Origin of the sequence: Streptomyces sp. NPDC049627 (assembly GCF_044465645.1) — a bacterium.
Taxonomy (GTDB): Bacteria; Actinomycetota; Actinomycetes; order Streptomycetales; family Streptomycetaceae; genus Streptomyces.
Genome location: NZ_JBITLW010000001.1, coordinates 872,313 through 891,725, shown reverse-complemented (window position 1 = coordinate 891,725; position 19,413 = coordinate 872,313). Strand labels below are relative to the sequence as shown.

At 70.3% G+C, this 19,413-nt stretch carries 17 protein-coding genes and 1 riboswitch; of the genes, 16 read left to right on the top strand and 1 reads right to left on the bottom strand.

Annotated features, from left to right (window positions below; genetic code table 11):
• Nucleotides 1-8: 8 nt before the first annotated feature.
• From hpnC to ACIBU0_RS03865, 13 genes are all read left to right on the top strand, one after another.
• Nucleotides 9-908, top strand: a complete 900-nt coding sequence (hpnC, locus tag ACIBU0_RS03925; RefSeq protein WP_398811186.1) for a squalene synthase HpnC — start codon at nt 9-11, stop codon at nt 906-908.
• Nucleotides 905-1,855 (top strand): presqualene diphosphate synthase HpnD, encoded by a 951-nt coding sequence (gene hpnD / locus ACIBU0_RS03920; RefSeq protein WP_398811183.1) that lies wholly within the window; start codon nt 905-907, stop codon nt 1,853-1,855. Before hpnC ends, hpnD begins: the two co-directional genes overlap by 4 nt.
• Entirely contained in the window at nt 1,855-1,998 is a 144-nt protein-coding gene (locus ACIBU0_RS03915; protein WP_398811180.1) for a DUF6380 family protein, read from the top strand. Before hpnD ends, ACIBU0_RS03915 begins: the two co-directional genes overlap by 1 nt.
• Nucleotides 1,995-3,422 carry a hydroxysqualene dehydroxylase HpnE gene (gene hpnE, locus ACIBU0_RS03910; RefSeq protein WP_398811178.1) on the top strand — a complete coding sequence of 476 codons (1,428 nt, stop codon included), beginning with the start codon at nt 1,995-1,997 and terminating at the stop codon, nt 3,420-3,422. Before ACIBU0_RS03915 ends, hpnE begins: the two co-directional genes overlap by 4 nt.
• Nucleotides 3,422-4,558, top strand: a complete 1,137-nt coding sequence (locus ACIBU0_RS03905; RefSeq protein ID WP_398811175.1) for a polyprenyl synthetase family protein — start codon at nt 3,422-3,424, stop codon at nt 4,556-4,558. The genes hpnE and ACIBU0_RS03905 overlap by 1 nt, the downstream gene beginning before the upstream one ends.
• Nucleotides 4,559-4,701: 143 nt before the next feature.
• The gene (gene shc, locus ACIBU0_RS03900; RefSeq protein ID WP_398811173.1) at nt 4,702-6,696 is read left to right on the top strand and encodes a squalene--hopene cyclase; all 1,995 of its coding nucleotides are present in this window, start codon (nt 4,702-4,704) and stop codon (nt 6,694-6,696) included.
• Entirely contained in the window at nt 6,696-7,337 is a 642-nt protein-coding gene (locus tag ACIBU0_RS03895; protein ID WP_398811170.1) for a 1-hydroxy-2-methyl-2-butenyl 4-diphosphate reductase, read from the top strand. Before shc ends, ACIBU0_RS03895 begins: the two co-directional genes overlap by 1 nt.
• 5 nt (nt 7,338-7,342) lie before the next feature.
• Nucleotides 7,343-8,365 (top strand): adenosyl-hopene transferase HpnH, encoded by a 1,023-nt coding sequence (gene hpnH, locus ACIBU0_RS03890; protein ID WP_398811167.1) that lies wholly within the window; start codon nt 7,343-7,345, stop codon nt 8,363-8,365.
• 4 nt (nt 8,366-8,369) lie between these two features.
• Entirely contained in the window at nt 8,370-9,545 is a 1,176-nt protein-coding gene (ispG, locus tag ACIBU0_RS03885; protein WP_398811164.1) for a flavodoxin-dependent (E)-4-hydroxy-3-methylbut-2-enyl-diphosphate synthase, read from the top strand.
• Nucleotides 9,546-9,576: 31 nt separating this feature from the next.
• Entirely contained in the window at nt 9,577-11,550 is a 1,974-nt protein-coding gene (gene dxs / locus ACIBU0_RS03880) for a 1-deoxy-D-xylulose-5-phosphate synthase (protein WP_398811161.1), read from the top strand.
• On the top strand, nt 11,547-12,932 hold the full coding sequence (locus ACIBU0_RS03875; RefSeq protein WP_398811158.1) for an aspartate aminotransferase family protein: 1,386 nt from the start codon (nt 11,547-11,549) through the stop codon (nt 12,930-12,932). Before dxs ends, ACIBU0_RS03875 begins: the two co-directional genes overlap by 4 nt.
• Nucleotides 12,933-13,016: 84 nt before the next feature.
• The gene (locus tag ACIBU0_RS03870) at nt 13,017-13,640 is read left to right on the top strand and encodes a helix-turn-helix domain-containing protein (RefSeq protein WP_398811155.1); all 624 of its coding nucleotides are present in this window, start codon (nt 13,017-13,019) and stop codon (nt 13,638-13,640) included.
• Nucleotides 13,637-13,759, top strand: coding sequence for a DUF6126 family protein (locus ACIBU0_RS03865; protein WP_398811153.1), 123 nt, complete (start codon nt 13,637-13,639; stop codon nt 13,757-13,759). The genes ACIBU0_RS03870 and ACIBU0_RS03865 overlap by 4 nt, the downstream gene beginning before the upstream one ends.
• A gap of 36 nt (nt 13,760-13,795) precedes the next feature.
• Here ACIBU0_RS03865 and ACIBU0_RS03860 read toward each other — a convergent pair whose 3' ends face one another.
• Nucleotides 13,796-14,593 (bottom strand): tyrosine-protein phosphatase, encoded by a 798-nt coding sequence (locus ACIBU0_RS03860; protein ID WP_398811150.1) that lies wholly within the window; start codon nt 14,591-14,593, stop codon nt 13,796-13,798.
• 180 nt (nt 14,594-14,773) lie between these two features.
• Between ACIBU0_RS03860 and ACIBU0_RS03855 the strand changes: the two genes are divergently transcribed.
• The 3 genes from ACIBU0_RS03855 (at nt 14,774) to ACIBU0_RS03845 (ending at nt 19,352) form a co-directional block, all read left to right on the top strand.
• Nucleotides 14,774-16,861 carry an alpha-galactosidase gene (locus ACIBU0_RS03855; protein WP_398811148.1) on the top strand — a complete coding sequence of 696 codons (2,088 nt, stop codon included), beginning with the start codon at nt 14,774-14,776 and terminating at the stop codon, nt 16,859-16,861.
• A 307-nt stretch (nt 16,862-17,168) separates the two neighbouring features.
• Nucleotides 17,169-17,326, top strand: a riboswitch (cyclic di-AMP (ydaO/yuaA leader).
• Nucleotides 17,327-17,330: 4 nt separating this feature from the next.
• Nucleotides 17,331-18,299 carry a peptidoglycan DD-metalloendopeptidase family protein gene (locus ACIBU0_RS03850; protein ID WP_398811146.1) on the top strand — a complete coding sequence of 323 codons (969 nt, stop codon included), beginning with the start codon at nt 17,331-17,333 and terminating at the stop codon, nt 18,297-18,299.
• Between the two features lie 234 nt (nt 18,300-18,533).
• Complete coding sequence (locus tag ACIBU0_RS03845; RefSeq protein ID WP_398811143.1) at nt 18,534-19,352, top strand: SGNH/GDSL hydrolase family protein; 819 nt, start codon at nt 18,534-18,536, stop codon at nt 19,350-19,352.
• Nucleotides 19,353-19,413: the final 61 nt, after the last annotated feature.

Sequence of the window (19,413 nt, the reverse complement as noted above, 5' to 3'; positions counted from 1 at the left end):
AGTCCGCGGTGACGGGAACCGGCGCACGCGCGGGTGACCCAGAGCGCGGCACGCTCGACAAGGCCGCCGCGGAGAACTTCCCCGTGGCGCCGTTCTTCCTGCCCAGGGCCTGGCGCGCCGACCTCATGGCCGTCTACGGCTTCGCCCGCCTCGTCGACGACATCGGCGACGGCGATCTCGCTCCCGGCGGTGCCGACGCCCGCCTGCTCGGCGTGTCGGCCGAGGGCGCCGAGGACCGCCTGGTCCTCCTGGACGCCTTCGAGACCGACCTGCGCCGGGTCTTCGACGGCACCCCGCGTCACCCCCTGCTGCGCCGCCTCCAGTCGACCGTCCGCCGCCGCTCGCTGACCCCCGAGCCCTTCCTCGGCCTGATCGCCGCCAACCGCCAGGATCAGCTCGTCGGGCGGTACGAGACCTACGACGATCTCCTTGCCTACTGCGAACTGTCCGCCAACCCCGTCGGCCGTCTCGTCCTCGCCGTCACCGGCACCGAGACCCCCGAGCGGATCCGCCGCTCCGACGCGGTGTGCACGGCGCTGCAGATCGTCGAGCACCTCCAGGATGTCGCCGAGGACCTCGGCCGTGACCGGATCTATCTGCCATCCGCGGACATGAAGCGCTTTCACGTGGACGAAACCGATCTCGCGGCGAAAACAGCGGGCGCATCGGTGCGTGCCCTGGTTGCATACGAAGCCGAACGTGCCCAGCACCTCCTGAATGAAGGCACCCCCCTGGTGGGTAGCGTCCACGGCAGGCTCAAGCTGCTGCTCGCAGGCTTCGTGGCGGGGGGAAGAGCGGCGATCCGTGCGATCGCCGCCGCCGAATACGACGTACTTCCCGGCCCGCCCAAGGCCAGCAAGCTCCAGTTGCTGCGCGAGGTGGGCGTGACTCTGCGAGGAGAGGGGTGATCCGGACCGTGGAGTCTGCACCACACGCGTCCGCACCGGTACTCGCCGCCTACAGCTACTGCGAGGCCGTCACCGGACAACAGGCCCGTAACTTCGCCTACGGCATCCGACTGCTGCCCACGCCCAAGCGCCGCGCGATGTCGGCGCTGTACGCGTTCTCGCGCCGCGTCGACGACATCGGCGACGGCGCGCTGACCGACGAGGTCAAGGTCGCCAGACTCGAGGACACCCGGGAGCTGCTGACCCGGATCCGCGACGGGGCGGTCGACGAGGACGACATCGACCCCGTGGCCGTCGCCCTCGCCCATGCCGCCGACACCTTCCCGGTCCCGCTCGGCGGCCTGGACGAGCTCATCGACGGTGTCCTGATGGACGTGCGCGGCGAGACCTACGAGACCTGGGACGACCTGAAGGTCTACTGCCGCTGCGTGGCGGGCGCCATCGGGCGGCTCTCGCTCGGCGTGTTCGGCACGGAACCGGGGGCACGCGGCGCCGAGCGCGCGCCCGAGTACGCCGACACGCTCGGGCTGGCACTGCAACTCACCAACATCCTCCGGGACGTTCGCGAGGACGCCGAAGGAGGACGCACCTATCTGCCCTCCGACGACCTCGCCAAATTCGGCTGCTCCACCGGCTTCAGCGGGCCGACACCACCGGAGGGCTCCGACTTCGCGGGCCTCGTGCACTTCGAAGTGCGTCGGGCCCGCGCTCTTTTCGCCGAGGGGTACCGGCTGCTCCCCATGCTCGACCGGCGCAGCGGCGCCTGTGTCGCCGCCATGGCCGGGATCTACCGCCGCCTCCTCGACCGTATCGAGCGCGATCCGGAGGCCGTGCTGCGCGGCCGTGTCTCACTGCCCGGACGCGAGAAGGCGTACGTCGCCGTACGCGGCCTGAGCGGTCTGGACACCCGGCACATGAATCGCCGTACCGTCAGGAGGCGTGCCTGATGGACATTCCGGTCCAAGGTGATGCCACCGGCGAAAAGCGGCGGGCAACCCTCCGCGGCCTGTCCGCGTCCCTGACTGAGACGACCGGCCGTGCAGCGTTCAAGCACCGGCACGACGGTCGCGCAGGGGAGGGTGCACGATGACCGACGGCATGCGGCCCGAAGAGGCGCTCGCGGACATCCCCGGCGGTTCCGGGCGGGACGCCGTCGTGATCGGCGGTGGCCTCGCCGGCATCACCGCCGCGCTCGCGCTCGCCGACGCCGGAGTGCGCGTCACCCTGATCGAGGGCAGGCCGAGACTCGGTGGCCTGGCCTTCTCCTTCCAGCGCGGCGAACTCACCGTCGACAACGGCCAGCACGTGTATCTGCGCTGCTGCACCGCCTACCGCTGGTTCCTCGACCGGATCGAGGGGGCGGCGCTGGCGCCGCTGCAGGATCGTCTCGACGTGCCCGTACTCGACGTGGCGCGGCCCGAGGGGCGACGGCTCGGCAGGCTGCGGCGCGACGCGCTGCCCGTGCCCCTGCACCTGGGCCGGAGCCTGGCGACGTATCCGCATCTGTCACTCGCCGATCGCGCCAAGGTCGGACGTGCCGCGCTCGCGCTCAAGGGGCTCGACCTCGCCGATCCGGCCCTGGACACCCAGGACTTCGGCAGCTGGCTGGCCGCGCACGGTCAGTCGGCGCGGGCCGTCGAGGCCCTGTGGGACCTGGTCGGGGTCGCCACCCTCAACGCGGTCGCGGGCGACGCCTCGCTGGGGCTCGCCGCGATGGTGTTCAAGACCGGTCTGCTGTCCGACCCGGGCGCGGCCGACATCGGCTGGGCGCGCGTCCCGCTGGGCGACCTGCACGACCGGCTGGCCCGCAAGGCGCTCGACTCGGCGGGCGTCCGTATCGAGGTCCGTACACGCGTCACCTCCATCTCCCCTGCGGAGAACGGACGGTGGAGCGTCCAGGTTCCCGGCGAGACGCTCCACACGGACGCCGTCGTGCTCGCCGTGGCGCAGCGCGAGGCGTACGACCTGCTGCCCGCCGGCGCCCTCGACGCTCCCGAGCAGCTGCTGGAGATCGGCACCGCGCCGATCCTCAACGTCCATGTCGTGTACGACCGCAAGGTGCTCAGCCGGCCGTTCTTCGCCGCGCTCGGCACCCCCGTGCAGTGGGTCTTCGACCGGACCGACGCCTCCGGGCTGCGCGACGGGCAGTACCTCGCCCTGTCCCAGTCGGCCGCGCAGGACGAGATCGACGAGCCCGTCGCCGCCCTGCGCGAGCGGTATCTGCCCGAGCTGGAGCGCCTCCTGCCCAGGGCGCGCGGCGCGGATGTGAAGGACTTCTTCGTGACCCGGGAGCGCACCGCGACGTTCGCTCCCACTCCCGGCGTCGGGCGGCTGCGGCCCGGCGCCCGTACCAAGGCACCCGGCCTCTACCTGGCCGGAGCGTGGACCGCCACAGGGTGGCCCGCGACCATGGAGAGTGCGGTCCGCAGCGGCGTGAGTGCGGCCGGTGCCGCGCTGAGCGCCCTGGGCCGGCCCCGCCCCAGCCACCTCTTCGACGTCGAGGAGGCGGCGTGATGCTGAACCAGCACACGGCGGCAGGCCCCCGCACCCCCGGTACCGCAACAAGAGGAGAGACTGTGCCCACTGTGCCCCCGGCCGAGAAGGCCGCTCGAGAGACCGCGGTGGACGTGACCGCGCTCCTGGAGCGCGGGAGGACCCTGGCCACACCGGTACTGCGGGCGGCGATCGACCGCCTGGCCCCTCCCATGGACACCGTTTCCGCCTACCACTTCGGCTGGATCGACGCCGACGGCAACCCCACGGCCGGCGACGGCGGCAAGGCCGTACGCCCCGCCCTCGCGGTGCTGTCCGCCGAGGTCACCGGTGCCGCGCCCGAGGTCGGCATCCCCGGCGCCGTCGCCGTCGAACTCGTCCACAACTTCTCCCTGCTGCACGACGACCTGATGGACGGCGACGAGCAGCGCCGTCACCGCGACACGGTCTGGAAGGTGCACGGCCCCGCCCAGGCCATCCTCGTCGGCGACGCCCTGTTCGCGCTGGCCAACGAGGTGCTGCTGGAGCTCGGCACGGTCGAGGCGGGCCGCGCCACCCGCCGGCTGACCACCGCCACCCGCGCTCTGATCGACGGTCAGGCGCAGGACATCTCCTACGAGCACCGCGACCGCGTCAGCGTCGAGGAGTGCCTGGAGATGGAGGGCAACAAGACCGGCGCCCTGCTCGCCTGCGCCAGCTCCATCGGTGCCGTGCTCGGCGGAGCGGACGACCGCACCGCCGACACCCTGGAGAAGTACGGCTACCACCTGGGCCTCGCCTTCCAGGCCGTCGACGACCTCCTCGGCATCTGGGGCGACCCGGTCTCCACCGGCAAGCAGACCTGGAGCGACCTGCGCCAGCGCAAGAAGTCCCTGCCGGTCGTGGCCGCGCTCGCGGCGGGCGGGTCCGCCTCCGAGCGGCTCGGCGAGATCCTCGCCGCCGACGCCAAGAGCAGCGACTTCGAGAACTTCTCCGAGGAGGAGTTCGCCGCCCGCGCCGCCCTCATCGAGGAGGCCGGCGGCCGCGAGTGGACCGCAGAAGAGGCACGCCGTCAGCACACCATCGCCGTCGAGGCCCTCGACGCCGTCGACATGCCCGAGCAGGTGCGGGCGCAGTTCACGGCGCTCGCCGACTTCGTCGTCGTACGGAAGAGATGATCACCACCGGGCGAAAAGAGATGATCAGTATCGGTCGAATAGCCCTCGCGTAGTCGCCGGCCGGTGCCGCTGGAAGAAGCGCACCGGCCGACGGCGGACCCACAGCAGACGCACTACCTGGAGCACTGCACGAAGGGGAAGCCATGACAGCGACGACCGACGGAAGCACCGGGGCACTGCCGCCCCGGGCAACCGCGGCCAGCGACACCGACACCGAAACCCCCGGGGCGGCCGGGGTCCACGAAGCCGCCGTGCGCGCGGTCCGGCGTGCCACCGACTTTCTGCTGGCGAAGCAGGACGCCCAGGGCTGGTGGAAGGGCGACCTCGAGACGAACGTCACCATGGACGCCGAGGACCTGCTGCTCCGTCAGTTCCTGGGCATCCGTGACGAGAAGACCACACAGGCGGCCGCCCTCTTCATCCGCGGCGAGCAGCGCGAGGACGGCACCTGGGGCACCTTCTACGGCGGCCCCGGTGAGCTCTCCACCACCGTCGAGGCGTACGTCGCCCTCCGCCTGGCCGGCGACGCGCCGGACGCCCCGCACATGGCGAAGGCCTCCGCCTGGATCCGAGAGCAGGGCGGCATCGCCGCCGCCCGGGTCTTCACCCGGATCTGGCTGGCCCTGTTCGGCTGGTGGAAGTGGGAGGACCTGCCCGAACTCCCCCCGGAACTCATCTACTTCCCCAAGTGGTTCCCGCTCAACATCTACGACTTCGGCTGCTGGGCCCGGCAGACCATCGTCCCGTTGACGATCGTCTCCGCGAAGCGCCCGGTACGGCCCGCGCCCTTCCCGCTCGACGAACTGCACACCGACCCGGACCAGCCGAACCCGCCCAAGCCGCTTGCTCCGGTGGCCAGTTGGGACGGCGCGTTCCAGCGGCTCGACAAGGCCCTGCACCAGCTGCGCAAGGTCGCCCCGCGCGGACTGCGCAAGGCCGCCATGAACAGTGCCGCCCGCTGGATCATCGAGCGGCAGGAGAACGACGGCTGCTGGGGCGGGATCCAGCCGCCGGCCGTCTATTCGGTCATCGCGCTGCACCTGCTCGGCTACGACCTCCAGCACCCCGTGATGCGCGAGGGCCTGGCGTCGCTGGACCGCTTCGCCGTCTGGCGCGAGGACGGGGCCCGGATGATCGAGGCCTGCCAGTCGCCCGTGTGGGACACCTGTCTGGCCACCATCGCGCTCGTCGACGCGGGGCTGCCCGCCGACCATCCGCAGCTCGTCAAGGCCGCGGACTGGATGCTGGGCGAGGAGATCGTCCGCCCCGGCGACTGGGCCGTACGACGGCCGGGGCTGCCGCCGGGCGGCTGGGCGTTCGAGTTCCACAACGACAACTACCCCGACATCGACGACACCGCCGAAGTCGTCCTCGCGCTGCGCCGGGTCAGGCACCACGACCCGGAGCGGGTGGAGAAGGCGATCGGCCGGGGCGTGCGCTGGAACCTCGGCATGCAGTCGAAGAACGGGGCCTGGGGCGCCTTCGACGTCGACAACACCAGCCCGTTCCCCAACCGGCTGCCGTTCTGCGACTTCGGTGAGGTCATCGACCCGCCGTCGGCGGACGTCACCGCGCACGTGGTCGAGATGCTGGCGGTCGAGGGCCTCGCCCACGACCCGCGCACCCGGCGCGGCATCCGCTGGCTGCTGGCCGAACAGGAACCGGACGGCTCGTGGTTCGGGCGCTGGGGCGTCAACTACGTCTACGGCACCGGATCCGTCGTCCCCGCCCTGGTGGCCGCCGGCATCCCGGGCTCCCACCCCGCGATCCGCCGCGCCGTGGCCTGGCTGGAGTCCGTGCAGAACGACGACGGCGGCTGGGGCGAGGACCTGCGCTCCTACAAGTACGTCAAGGAGTGGAGCGGCAAGGGCGCCTCGACCGCCTCGCAGACCGCATGGGCACTGATGGCCCTGCTGGCCGCGGGGGAGAAGGACTCCAAGGCGGTCGAACGCGGCATCGAGTGGCTCGCGGCCACCCAGTTGGAGGACGGCTCCTGGGACGAGCCGTACTTCACGGGGACGGGCTTCCCGTGGGACTTCTCGATCAACTACCACCTCTACCGACAGGTGTTCCCGCTCACCGCACTGGGCCGGTACGTGCACGGAGAACCCTTCTCCGACCGGCACAAGGGGAGCTGATGAGCACCCCGCCCGCCCCGGCCCCGCTGCTGATCGCCTGCGCGCTCGGCATCGAGCAGTTCGCCCTGCGCGCCGGCGACCGCGGCGGTGCCGGGGGGCCGGTCACCGTGCTCCGTACGGGCATGGGACCGCGGGCGGCCGAGCGCTCCGTCACCCGGGTCCTGGCCGATCCCGCCCTGAGCGGGGCCGCCGTGCTGGCCACGGGCTTCTGCGCCGGGCTCGCCCCGGACATGCACCCCGGCGATCTGGTCGTCGCCGAGGAGACCCGGGACCCGGCGGGAACCGTTCCGTGCGTCGGGACCGACCTCCTCGTCAAGGAACTTGTACGCACCGTCCCCGGCCGCACGGTCCACACCGGCCCCCTCACCGGCTCCGACCACGTCATCCGTGGTCAGGAACGGTCCGATCTGCTCTCGACCGGCGCAATCGCGGTCGACATGGAGTCGGCGGCCACACTCCTGAGCGCCGTGCGTACGGGCGAGCGCCCGGTTGCGGCCGTCCGGGTGGTCGTGGACGCTCCAGAACATGAACTCGTCCGGATCGGCACGTTGCGCGGTGGAATATCGGCTTTCCGTGTTCTTCGTTCGGTCCTGCCCGCTTTCTACGAATGGCACCGTTCTTTGCTGCTCCCCAGGAGGTGAGCCAGATGGCCATGCCGCTGCGTCAGTCCATCAAGGTCGCTACTTACTTGGCCGAACAGAAGCTTCGCAGGCGGGACAAATTTCCGCTGATCGTCGAGTTGGAACCGCTGTACGCCTGCAATCTGAAGTGCGAGGGTTGCGGCAAGATCCAGCACCCGGCCGGAGTGCTGAAGCAACGCATGCCCGTCGCACAGGCCGTGGGAGCGGTGCTCGAGTCCGGCGCTCCGATGGTGTCCATCGCCGGCGGTGAGCCGCTGATGCACCCGCAGATCGACGAAATCGTGCGGCAGCTGGTGGCCAAGCGGAAGTACGTCTTCCTGTGCACCAACGCGCTGCTGCTGCGCAAGAAGATGGACAAGTTCAAGCCTTCGCCCTACTTCGCCTTCGCCGTGCACATCGACGGCCTGCGCGAGCGCCACGACGAGTCGGTGGCCAAGGAGGGCGTGTTCGACGAGGCCGTGGAGGCGATCAAGGAGGCCAAGCGGCGCGGCTTCCGGGTCACCACCAACTCGACCTTCTTCAACACCGACACCCCGCAGACCATCGTCGAGGTCCTCAACTTCCTCAACGACGACCTCAAGGTCGACGAGATGATGATCTCGCCCGCATACGCCTACGAGAAGGCCCCCGACCAGGAGCACTTCCTGGGTGTGGAACAGACCCGCGAGCTGTTCAAGAAGGCCTTCGCGGGCGGCAACCGGCGCCGCTGGCGGCTCAACCACTCGCCGCTGTTCCTCGACTTCCTCGAGGGCAAGGTCGACTTCCCGTGCACCGCGTGGGCGATCCCGAACTACTCGCTCTTCGGCTGGCAGCGGCCCTGCTACCTGATGGCCGACGGGTACGTGCCGACGTACCGCGAGCTGATCGAGGAGACCGACTGGGACAAGTACGGCCGCGGCAAGGACCCGCGCTGCGCCAACTGCATGGCGCACTGCGGCTACGAGCCCACCGCCGTCCTCGCCACCATGGGCTCGCTGAAGGAGTCGCTGCGCGCCATGCGCGAGACGGTCTCCGGGAACCGGGAGTGACGTCATGACCGCCATCTCCCTGGGCGTCCCCGAGGTACCCCTCCGGCCGATCGCCGAGCGGCGTGTGTCGCGGCGGATCCAGGTCGGTCCGGTGGCGGTCGGGGGCGGTGCCCCGGTGTCGGTGCAGTCGATGACGACGACGCGTACGTCGGACATCGGCGCCACCCTCCAGCAGATCGCCGAGCTCACGGCCTCCGGCTGCCAGATCGTCCGGGTCGCCTGTCCGACGCAGGACGACGCGGACGCGCTCGCGACGATCGCCCGCAAGTCGCAGATCCCGGTGATCGCGGACATCCACTTCCAGCCGAAGTACGTGTTCGCCGCGATCGAGGCGGGCTGTGCGGCCGTACGGGTCAATCCCGGCAACATCAAGCAGTTCGACGACAAGGTCAAGGAGATCGCGCGGGCCGCCAAGGACCACGGCACCCCGATCCGCATCGGTGTCAACGCCGGCTCGCTCGACAAGCGGCTGCTGCAGAAGTACGGCAAGGCGACGCCGGAGGCGCTGGTGGAGAGCGCCCTGTGGGAGGCGTCGCTCTTCGAGGAGCACGACTTCCGCGACATCAAGATCTCGGTGAAGCACAACGACCCCGTGGTCATGGTCAACGCCTACCGCCTGCTCGCCGAGCAGTGCGACTATCCGCTGCACCTCGGGGTGACCGAGGCCGGTCCCGCCTTCCAGGGCACGATCAAGTCGGCGGTCGCCTTCGGGGCGCTGCTGTCCCGGGGCATCGGCGACACGATCCGGGTCTCCCTGAGCGCCCCGCCCGCCGAGGAGGTCAAGGTCGGCATCCAGATCCTGGAGTCGCTGGGGCTCAGGCAGCGGCGTCTGGAGATCGTCTCCTGTCCGTCGTGCGGGCGTGCGCAGGTCGACGTGTACAAGCTGGCCGACGAGGTCACGGCCGGCCTGGAAGGCATGGAAGTGCCCTTGCGGGTAGCCGTCATGGGCTGTGTGGTCAACGGTCCCGGCGAGGCCCGCGAGGCCGACCTCGGCGTCGCCTCCGGCAACGGCAAGGGGCAGATCTTCGTGAAGGGCGAGGTCGTCAAGACCGTCCCCGAATCGAAGATCGTCGAGACCCTGATCGAGGAGGCGATGAAGATCGCCGAACAGATGGAGCAGGACGGGGCCGCATCGGGCGCCCCCACCGTCACGGGGAAACCGGCAGTGACTGTGAGCTGAAACAAGGCACGGACCGAGAGGGGGCCCGAGCGTGACGATTCTGGAGAACATCCGGGGACCACGCGACCTGAAGGCGCTGTCCGAGGCGGAACTCGGTGAACTGTCCGACGAGATCCGGGAGTTCCTGGTGCACGCGGTCGCCAGAACCGGCGGACACCTCGGGCCCAATCTGGGGGTGGTGGAACTGTCCATCGCGCTCCACCGGGTCTTCGAGTCGCCGGTCGACCGCATCGTCTGGGACACCGGTCACCAGAGCTATGTACACAAGCTTCTGACGGGACGTCAGGACTTTTCCAAGCTGCGCGGCAAAGGCGGCCTGTCCGGCTATCCCTCGCGCGAGGAGTCCGAGCACGACATCGTCGAGAACAGCCACGCCTCCACCGCGCTCGGCTGGGCCGACGGGCTCGCCAAGGCCCGTCAGGTGCAGGGGGAGAAGGGGCACGTCGTCGCGGTGATCGGCGACGGGGCGCTGACCGGCGGAATGGCCTGGGAGGCGCTCAACAACATCGCGGCGGCCAAGAACCGGCCGCTGATCATCGTCGTCAACGACAACGAACGGTCGTACGCCCCGACCATCGGGGGCCTGGCGAACCACCTCGCGACCCTGCGCACGACCGACAGCTACGAGAGGGTCCTGGCCTGGGGCAAGGACGTACTGCAGCGCACGCCCGTCATCGGCACCACCGTGTACGAGGCCCTGCACGGCGCGAAGAAGGGCTTCAAGGACGCGTTCGCGCCGCAGGGGCTCTTCGAGGACCTGGGTCTGAAGTACGTCGGCCCGATCGACGGGCACGACATCGGGGCCGTCGAGTCCGCGCTCAGGCGTGCCAAACGCTTCCACGGACCCGTGCTCATCCACTGCCTCACGGAGAAGGGGCGCGGCTACGAACCCGCCCTCGCCCACGAGGAGGACCACTTCCACACCGTCGGCGTGATGGACCCGCTGACCTGCGAGCCGCTCGCACCGTCGGGCGGGCCGTCCTGGACCTCGGTGTTCGGCGACGAGATCGTGCGCATCGGGGAGGAGCGGGAGGACGTCGTGGCGATCACCGCGGCGATGCTGCACCCCGTCGGGCTCGGCAAGTTCGCGGAGCGGTTCCCGGACCGGGTGTGGGACGTGGGGATCGCCGAGCAGCACGCGGCCGTGTCGGCGGCGGGGCTCGCGACGGGCGGACTGCACCCCGTCGTCGCCGTGTACGCCACCTTCCTCAACCGGGCCTTCGACCAGCTCCTCATGGATGTCGCGCTGCACCGGTGCGGGGTGACCTTCGTCCTGGACCGGGCCGGCGTCACCGGCGCCGACGGGCCCTCCCACAACGGCATGTGGGACATGTCGATCCTCCAGGTCGTGCCGGGCCTCAGGATCGCCGCGCCGCGCGACGCCGACCAGCTGCGGGCGCAGTTGCGGGAGGCGGTGGCCGTCGACGACGCGCCGACCCTCGTGCGGTTCCCGAAGGAGTCGGTCGGTCCGTCGATCCCGGCGGTCGACCGGGTGGGCGGCCTGGACGTGCTTCACCGGGACGCGGGTGAGCCGGACGTCCTCCTCGTCGCGGTCGGCGTGATGGCTCCGGTGTGCCTCCAGGCCGCCGAGCTGCTGCAGGCACGCGGCATCAACTGCACCGTCGTCGATCCCCGGTGGGTCAAGCCGGTCGACCCCGCGCTCGCGCCGCTCGCCGCCGATCACCGGTTGGTGGCCGTCGTCGAGGACAACAGCCGCTCGTCCGGAGTCGGCGCCGCCGTGGCGCTGGCGCTGGCCGACGCCGAGGTCGACGTGCCCGTACGGCGGTTCGGCATCCCCGAGCAGTTCCTCGCGCACGCCAAGCGGGGCGAGGTGCTCGCCGACATCGGGCTCACGCCCGTCGAGGTCGCCGGACGGATCAGCGCGAGCCTCGCCCTCAAGGAGGCCGAGGACACCCTGGCGGGCACCGAGCGGGCCGACGGCGGCCAAGGCGGTCGTAGTCACGACGGTCCTGCCGTCGTGCCAGTCGAGGAGAAGGCGGAATGACCACGGAGTTCGACCTCGGCGGACTCCTCGCCGAGCGCGGGGCCGAGCGCTACGAGCTGCACACCAGATATCTCAACCACCAGCTCCCGCGCATGCTGCACACCATCGGCTTCGACAAGGTCTACGAGCGGGCCGAGGGCGCGTACTTCTGGGACGCGGACGGCGACGACTACCTGGACATGCTCGCCGGGTTCGGGGTGATGGGCCTGGGGCGCCACCACTCCGTCGTCCGCAAGGCGCTGCACGACGTCCTCGACGCCTCCCTCGCCGACCTCACCCGCTTCGACTGCCAGCCGTTGCCCGGGCTGCTGGCCGAGAAGCTGCTCGCGCACAGCCCGCACCTGGACCGGGTGTTCTTCGGCAACAGCGGGACCGAGGCGGTGGAGACCGCGCTGAAGTTCGCGCGGTTCGTCACCGGGAAACCGCGGATCCTGTACTGCGACCACGCCTTCCACGGGCTGACCACCGGTTCGCTGTCCGTCAACGGCGAGTCCGGCTTCCGGGACGGCTTCGCCCCGCTCCTGCCGGACACGGCCGTACCGCTCGGTGATCTCGATGCCCTGGCACGGGAGCTGAAGAAGGGCGACGTGGCCGCCCTCATCGTCGAGCCGATCCAGGGCAAGGGCGTGCACGAGACCCCGCCCGGCTATCTGCGGGCCGCCCAGGAGCTGCTGCACAGGCACAAGGCGCTGCTCATCGCCGACGAGGTGCAGACGGGGCTGGGCCGGACCGGGGACTTCTACGCCTACCAGCACGAGGACGGTGTCGAGCCGGACCTGGTGTGCGTGGCCAAGGCGCTCTCCGGCGGGTATGTGCCGGTGGGCGCCACCCTCGGCAGGGACTGGATCTTCAAGAAGGTCTACTCGTCCATGGACCGGGTCCTCGTCCACTCGGCGAGTTTCGGGTCCAACGCGCAGGCCATGGCGGCCGGGCTCGCCGTGCTGTCCGTCATGGAGAACGAGCAGATCGTCGCGAACGCGCGGGCGACCGGGGAGCAGCTGAAGTCCCGGCTCGCGGCGCTGACCGACAAGTACGAGCTGCTCGCCGACGTCCGTGGCCGTGGCCTGATGATCGGCATCGAGTTCGGGCGTCCCGACTCGCTGAAGCTGCGCGGCCGCTGGACCATGCTGCAGGCCGCGCGCAAGGGCCTGTTCGCGCAGATGGTCGTCGTACCGCTGCTGCGGCGGCACCGGATCCTCACCCAGGTCTCCGGGGACCATCTGGAGGTGATCAAGCTGATCCCGCCGCTGATCATCGGCGAACGGGAGGTGGACCGGTTCGTCGAAGCCTTCACGGACGTGATGGACGACGCGCACAGCGGCGGCGGGCTGATGTGGGACTTCGGCAAGACGTTGATCAAGCAGGCGGTCGCCAACCGCTAGCCGCGGTATGGAAGCCGGGGCCGGGGCCTTTGCCTCTCAGGCAAGAAATTTGCCGCGCAGGCAAAGCTCCGACTGAATGGAGGCATGAGCTCTTCCGGAACGGAGCCCTCGGCGGAACACGAGGGTGCCATGCCCCTCGTAGCCCCGCACCTGCGTGCCCTGCGCCGCCGGGCCGCCCTCACCCTGGAGGCTGCGGCCCGCTCGGCAGGACTGTCGCCGGCCCACCTCTCCCGCCTGGAGACGGGACAACGCCAGCCCTCCCTGCCGATGCTCCTGGCCCTCGCCCGTATCTACGGTACGACCGTCTCCGAGCTGCTCGGCGAGACGGTCGCCGACCGGGACGCCGTCGTGCGCGCCGCCGATATGGAGCCGACTGCGGCGGGCGGCTGGACGTACTGGCAGGCGGGCGCGCCCGGCCGCGGCATGCAGGCCCTGCGCGTCCATGTGCCGTACGGCTCGCAGGGCGACATCGTGCGTGTGCACCCCGGCGAGGAGTGGCTGTACGTGCTCAAGGGGCGGCTGCGGCTGCGCCTCGGGGACACCATGCACCGGCTCGCGCCCGGCGACAGCGCGCACTTCGACTCGCTCACCCCGCACCGCATCGCCGCCCAGGACGAGGGCGGGGTCGAGCTCCTGTTCGTCCACACCCTGCTGCAGAGCCCCACGGCCACGCTGTGCCTGGGCCCCACCCCTGGAGAGACGCCATGAGCGACATGGAGGAGAAGTTCCCGCGCGCCCTGTGGGTACGGCTCATCATCTACATAGCCGTCGGGCACGTTTTCGCGGCCTTCATCTATCTGCTGTTCGAGATGGGAGCCAAGCAGTAGCCGGCCGCGCAGTAGTTGCCCGTACGGCAGCCCGCGTCAGTCGAGCAACCGCTCCCGCAGCCGCTCCCGGGCCTCCGGCGTGAGGCGCAGCGCCTGCTCCAGGTAGGAGTCGACACCGCCCCACGCCTCCTCGATCGTCTCGAAGGCCGCCGTCAGGTACTCGGCGCGCGCGTCGAACAGAGGGCTGAGCAGCTCCATGACCTCGGGGGAGTAGGCCGAGGCGTCACTGCTGCTGCGGTGCACCTTGTAGCGGCGGTGCTTGGCGTTGGACTCCAGATAGTCGGCGACGATCGCCTCGCGCTCGACGCCGAGCGCGAGCAGCGTCACGGCGATGGACAGGCCGGCGCGGTCCTTGCCCGCCGCGCAGTGCATGAGGGCGGGGACACTGTCCTCCACGAGCGCGTGCAGCACCTGGGAGTGCTCGGCGGTGCGCTCCTTGACCATCCTGCGGTACGAGTCGATCATCCGGTTCGCGGCCTTGCCGTCCGCGAGGATCCCCCGCAACTGGTCGATGTCGCCGTCGCGGACCATCTTCCAGAACTCGGCGCCGTCCGCCGGGTCGCTCAGCGGCAGGTTCACATTGCGCACACCCGGCAGCTCGACGTCCGGGCCCTCGAGCTTTTGGTCGGCCGCGTTGCGGAAGTCGAAGATCGTGTGCAGGCCCAGGGAGCCGAGGAAGGCGGCGTCCTCGTCGGTCGCGTGCGCGAGGTGCCCGCTGCGGAACAGCACCCCGTACCGCACCCGCCGTCCGTCCACGGTCGGAAGGCCGCCCACGTCCCGGAAGTTGCGGACTCCGGCCAGCTCGGGCTCGGTCGACGGGATCTGCTGCGTCACGGGGGCTCCTCCCAGTCGTCCCCGTCGGCGCGGCTCGGCGGTGTGGCCGACGGGGTGCGCTCTCGACCATACGACATGGATTCCTGGGGCAATGAGTTGTCCACAGGCGTTGCACCGGAGGCTCGCAGCCCGTGATGATGTTGCCGCTTGATGGGACCTGTTCGAATATGTGAGGGCTTGATGCTGGAGATCTCCGACCACGGGCGTACCTGGGTTCTTTCCGGGCCGACCAGCAGTTACGCACTCCATCTGACCGACGGCGACGAACTGCTGCACCTCCACTGGGGCCCGCGCATCGCGCTCGCCGACGCCGAGGAGCTGGCCGTGCGCCCCCTCCCGGACTACTGGCCCTTCGAGTCCACTCTCGACGGACGCGAGGAGTACCCGGTCGAGGGCGGCCCCCGCTTCGTACGCCCGGCCCTGTCCGTGCGCACCGACGAGCGGCGCGGCACCGAGTGGACCTTCGAGGCGTACGAAACCGGGGGCACGGAGGGTGCCGAAGGCGAGGAGCTGCGGCTGCGGTTCCGGGACGGCGGGCTGGGCATCACGCTGCACTACCGGATGCGCGACGACGTCGTGGAGCGCTGGGTGACCCTGGCCAACCAGGGGCCCGACCTGGAGCTGCTGCGCGCCGACTCCGCCACCTGGACCCTGCCGGACCGCGAGGACTGGCGGCTGTCGCAGCTGCACGGACGCTGGGCCGCGGAGTCCCGGCTGACGCAGTCGTCCCTCACCTACGGTGAGAAGGTCATCGGCAGCCGCCGCGGCCACACCGGGCATCCGCTCCTGCCCTGGGTCGCGCTCGACACCGACGCCACCGAGGAGCGCGGCGAGGTGTACGGCTGCGCCCTCGCCTGGTCGGGGTCCTGGCGGATCGCGGTGGCCCAGCTGCCGGACGCGCGCGTGCAGATCACCGGCGGGGTCGGATACGACGACTCGGGGCTGCTGCGGCTGGCGGCGGGGGAGTCGTTCGTGACGCCGGTCTTCGCGGGGCTGTGGAGCGACGGCGGCTTCGGGGGCGCGAGCCGGGCCTGGCACGCGTATCAGCGCGCGTACGTGATCCCTGACGCCGACCGGGACCGGCCGGTGCTGTTCAACTGCTGGGAGGCGACCGAGTTCGACATCTCCGAGGAGCAGCAGGGCACCCTCGCGCGGCGCGCGGCGGCCATCGGTGTCGAACTGTTCGTCGTCGACGACGGCTGGTTCGGGGCGCGCACCAGCGACCGCGCCGGGCTCGGCGACTGGACGCCCAACCCCGACCGCTTCCCGAACGGCCTCAAGCCGCTCGCCGACTACGTGCACGCGCTCGGCATGCAGTTCGGCATCTGGGTCGAGCCGGAAATGGTCAATCCGGACAGCGAGCTGTACCGGGCCCACCCGGACTGGGTGCAGCACCAGACCGGACGAAAGCGGACGGAGTTCCGCAATCAGCTCGTACTGAACCTCGCGCGCGAAGACGTCCAGGAGTACCTCTGGAACCAGCTGGACGGGCTCCTCTCCAGTGCCCCGATCGACTACGTGAAGTGGGACTTCAACCGCTGCTTCACCGACGCGGGCTGGCCCGGCGAGCCGTACCCGCAGCGGCTCTGGGTGGACCACGTGCGCGCCTTCTACGCCCTCCTGGACCGGCTGCGCGCCGCTCACCCGGGCGTCGCCTTCGAGTCCTGCTCGGGAGGTGGCGGCCGGATCGACCTGGGCGTGCTGAGCCGTACCGACCAGGTGTGGACGTCCGACAACACCGACCCGCTCGACCGGCTCGCGATCCAGCACGGCTTCAGCCAGATCCATCCGGCGCGGGTCATGGCCGCGTGGGTCACCGACAGTCCGAACACCCAGCTCAACGGCCGGATCAGCTCGCTGCGGTTCCGGTTCGTGAGTGCGATGGCGGGCGTGCTCGGCGTCGGCGGCGACCTCGCGCAGTGGACGGAGGCGGAGCTCGCCGAGGCGCGGGAGTGGGTGGAGCTCTACAAGGAGATCCGGCCCCTCGTGCAGCGCGGGGACCTGTACCGGCTGCGGCCTCCGCGGGGCGGACTGAGCGCGGTGCAGTACGTGCACGGCGACGAGGCCGTCGTCCTCGCCTGGCTCCAGGCGCAGAGCCACGGCGAGGCCGTCCCGGCGCTGCGACTGCGCGGGCTCGACCCGACAGCGTCGTACGAATGCCGCGAAACGGGCGAAGTTCACCGAGGTGCCGTATTGGTGCATCACGGACTGCGCACCGGATTGCGCGGTGACCTTGATGCGACGGTTATCCGACTGCGCCGCATCTAGCGGTTCTGTCCGAATTGACGCCTTCATTCCAACTCGCTCTGACCCAAGGGGAGCTGGAGCGGTGTCACGTGAGGAGCGTCATATTCGTGACCGAGCGTCGCCCGTCATGTTCACGTAATTCGCGTGATTTTCAAGGGGCTTTGTGTCGGGCGACGCGTCCATAATTCACTCAGGGTGACCGGTAATTCCCGCAAGGGATCAACAGGAACGCATTCGGGCGGAACCTCTCACTTGTTCCTGTGCGTCTTCCTCGCTTACGTTCGCCACCAATCCGGACGGACGCCGAATCCTGCCGCCGACCGGAGCCCGCACCGACTCACCCGACCATGGCAGGAGCGGGGGACCCACAGGTAGAACCGCCTGTTCCGGTCTCCGGAACAGGCTAGGGGTAAAGCCGCGTTCGGCGCGGCCGGGCATCTCCAGCCCGCACCCGACAGCTCACCTCGCAGGCGCCGGAGAGGAATTCGCCATGCCCGCGAAGGGTAAGCACCGCCGCCCGAAGTCCCCGCGCCTCACCCGCTCCATCGCCGTCGCCGGAACCGGCGGCGCCGCTCTCGCCCTCCCGCTCTTCGGGGCCACCGGCGCCCACGCCGCTCCCGCGCAGTCCACTTCGGAAAAGGCCGTTCAGTCCCTTCCGGTCGCAGAGAAGAAGCTTGCCGAAAAGAAGGCCGCCGACAAGAAGGATGCCGCGCGGAAGGCGGGCGTGCGGACCTATTCGGTGAAGGTCGGCGACTACCTTTCGAAGATCGCCGAGGAGCAGGATGTCAGCGGCGGCTGGCACCGGCTCTACGCCGACAACCGCGAGGCCGTCGGCGAGAACCCGTCGCTGATCCACCCCGGTCTGAAGCTCGCGATCGGCGGCAAGAAGGCCACGACGAGCGCCCCCAAGTCGTCCCAGTCGTCCCACTCTTCGTCTTCCTCGTCCCCGAAGTCGACCTCGAAGTCGTCGTCGGACCCGTCCGCCGCGAAGTCCTCCGCCCCGACGGCGAACAAGGCCGCCGGGAGCGCCGACACCGCCACTGCCGTCGGCGGCTTCACCGCGCCCGTCTCCGCGGCCTCCGTCGCCACCGCGTACAAGGTGCCGGGCAGCATGTGGTCGAGCGGCTACCACACCGGCGTCGACTTCTTCGCCGCCACCGGCACCCCGCTGAAGGCCGTCGGTGCGGGCACCGTCGTCTCCGCCGGCTGGGGCGGCGCGTACGGCAACCAGGTCGTCATCCGGCTCGCCGACGGCTACTACGCCCAGTACGGCCACCTGTCCTCGCTCTCCGTCTCGGCCGGCCAGAGCGTGACCGCGGGGCAGCAGATAGGCCTCTCCGGCGCCACGGGCAATGTGACCGGCCCGCACCTGCACTTCGAGATCCGCACCACGCCGGACTACGGCTCGGACGTGGACCCGGTCGCCTACCTCCGCTCCAAGGGCGTCGGGATCGGCTGACCCCCGCCGACACCTCTCCTGACACGCCACCGAAGGCCGGACCCCGATCCCCGGGTCCGGCCTTCGGCGTGTCGCCTTCGGTCTGTCGCCTTCGGTGTGGCGGTTGAGCCCACAACGCCCCTGATCGGAGGCTTATTCCAGGCTTGGTCAACACTTTAGGAGTGGCTTATCTCACCGCGCGTCAACCCCTCCTTACGGTCGCGTAGGTCACATTCGAAGGTGGATCATGCCGGTGTGGCAGGCGATTCGAAGAGTGACAGCAGAGCAGAGATCGGGTCGTACGTCGCGGTGGGGGACAGCTTCACCGAGGGCGTCGGCGACCCCGGCCCCGACGGGGCGTTCGTCGGCTGGGCCGACCGGTTCGCGGTACTCCTCGCGGACCGGCGGCCCGAGGGCGACTTCAAGTACACCAATCTCGCCGTGCGCGGCAAACTGCTCGACCAGATCGTCGAGGACCAGCTCCCGAAGGCCGTCGAACTGGCCCCGGACCTGGTCTCGTTCTGTGCGGGCGGCAACGACATCATCCGACCCGGAACCGATCCCGACGAGGTGGCCGAGCGCTTCGAGAGGGCGATCGTCCGGCTCACCTCCGCCGTCGGCACCGTCATGGTGACGACCGGCTTCGACACCCGTGGCGTGCCCGTGCTGAAGCATCTGCGCGGCAAGATCGCCACGTACAACGGTCATGTGCGGGCCATTGCCGACCGGTACGACTGCCCGGTGCTGGACCTGTGGTCCCTGAAGACCGTCCAGGACCGCCGGGCCTGGGACGACGACCGGCTCCATCTGTCTCCCGAGGGGCACACGCGCGTGGCGCTGCGCGCAGGCCAGGTGCTCGGCCTGGAGGTCCCGGCCGACCCCGACCAGCCCTGGCCGCCGCTCCCGCCCCGCGGCACCCTCGAGATCCGCCGGGACGACGTCCACTGGGCACGCGAGTACCTGGTGCCGTGGATCGGGCGGCGTCTGCGGGGGGAGTCGTCGGGCGACCATGTGACGGCCAAGGGCGCGCTGTCGCCGGACGACATCAAGATGCGGATCGAATCGGTGGCTTGAGCCGGAGTTTCGGCGGTGTGGGCCGTGTCCTGTTCGAGGGGGCGCGGCCCCCACGGCTGTC

Excerpts from the sequence above, each read along its gene's own strand:
- ACIBU0_RS03915 (WP_398811180.1), top strand. The coding sequence starts at position 1,855 with ATGGACATTCCGGTCCAAGGTGATGCCACCGGCGAAAAGCGGCGGGCA.
- hpnE (WP_398811178.1), top strand. The coding sequence starts at position 1,995 with ATGACCGACGGCATGCGGCCCGAAGAGGCGCTCGCGGACATCCCCGGC.
- ACIBU0_RS03905 (WP_398811175.1), top strand. The coding sequence starts at position 3,422 with ATGCTGAACCAGCACACGGCGGCAGGCCCCCGCACCCCCGGTACCGCA.
- shc (WP_398811173.1), top strand. The coding sequence starts at position 4,702 with ATGACAGCGACGACCGACGGAAGCACCGGGGCACTGCCGCCCCGGGCA.
- ACIBU0_RS03895 (WP_398811170.1), top strand. The coding sequence starts at position 6,696 with ATGAGCACCCCGCCCGCCCCGGCCCCGCTGCTGATCGCCTGCGCGCTC.
- hpnH (WP_398811167.1), top strand. The coding sequence starts at position 7,343 with ATGGCCATGCCGCTGCGTCAGTCCATCAAGGTCGCTACTTACTTGGCC.
- ispG (WP_398811164.1), top strand. The coding sequence starts at position 8,370 with ATGACCGCCATCTCCCTGGGCGTCCCCGAGGTACCCCTCCGGCCGATC.
- ACIBU0_RS03875 (WP_398811158.1), top strand. The coding sequence starts at position 11,547 with ATGACCACGGAGTTCGACCTCGGCGGACTCCTCGCCGAGCGCGGGGCC.
- ACIBU0_RS03870 (WP_398811155.1), top strand. The coding sequence starts at position 13,017 with ATGAGCTCTTCCGGAACGGAGCCCTCGGCGGAACACGAGGGTGCCATG.
- ACIBU0_RS03865 (WP_398811153.1), top strand. The coding sequence starts at position 13,637 with ATGAGCGACATGGAGGAGAAGTTCCCGCGCGCCCTGTGGGTACGGCTC.
- ACIBU0_RS03855 (WP_398811148.1), top strand. The coding sequence starts at position 14,774 with ATGCTGGAGATCTCCGACCACGGGCGTACCTGGGTTCTTTCCGGGCCG.
- ACIBU0_RS03850 (WP_398811146.1), top strand. The coding sequence starts at position 17,331 with ATGCCCGCGAAGGGTAAGCACCGCCGCCCGAAGTCCCCGCGCCTCACC.